We start from the raw sequence: 622 nt of genomic DNA, 5'->3' as shown, positions 1-622 counted from the left end.
AACCCTTGTTCGACACCTCTCGTCAGACATAGTACATCAAGTTCTTATGTTTATATCGCTTGAAACTGTCTCAACCAGTATTGTTACCCTTCCTCAGCCACTCCCTGGCCAAAAACAAACCTATAATGGTCTTGGCATCCCGGATTTCCCCGGAGGTGATCATTTCTAGGGCCTGCTCCAGGGGTACTTTCTTTGTCACCATGAACTCATCGTCGTCGTGATTCACATCCCCTTTCTTCAGATCCAGAGCCAGGAAGAGATGGAAGTTCTCGTCGCAGAACCCCGGTGTGGTGTAGAAGGTAGCCAACTTTACCAGCCTGCCCGGTATCAGGCCTATCTCCTCTTCTGTCTCCCTTCGGGCGCACTCCCACGGGTCTTCACCCAGATCAAGTTTCCCTGCTGGTATCTCGATGAGCTCTTGCTCCACCGGGTAACGATACTGCCGGATCAGGATAACCTGGCCTTCCTGGTCCAGGGGAACCATTCCTACAGAGCCCAGATGGGAGACTTTTTCTCTTAGGGACTGACGGCCATTGGGGAGCTCTACCTCATCCACAAACAGGTTCAGAATGCGACCCTGGTAAACGAGCTTGGAGCTCAGCTTCTTTTCGGCAAGATCCTT

At 51.8% G+C, this 622-nt stretch carries 1 protein-coding gene; it reads right to left on the bottom strand.

Features of this window, described 5'->3' with window-relative positions; translation table 11 throughout:
• Positions 1-70: 70 nt before the first annotated feature.
• Positions 71-622, bottom strand: a 552-nt coding sequence (locus tag HW443_RS12590) for an NUDIX domain-containing protein (RefSeq protein WP_258190558.1), incomplete at its 5' end; no start/stop codon positions are given.

Source organism: Candidatus Hakubella thermalkaliphila, assembly GCF_013281975.1.
Taxonomy (GTDB): domain Bacteria; phylum Actinomycetota; class Humimicrobiia; order Hakubellales; family Hakubellaceae; genus Hakubella; species Hakubella thermalkaliphila.
This window is presented reverse-complemented; position numbering and strand designations above follow the sequence as displayed.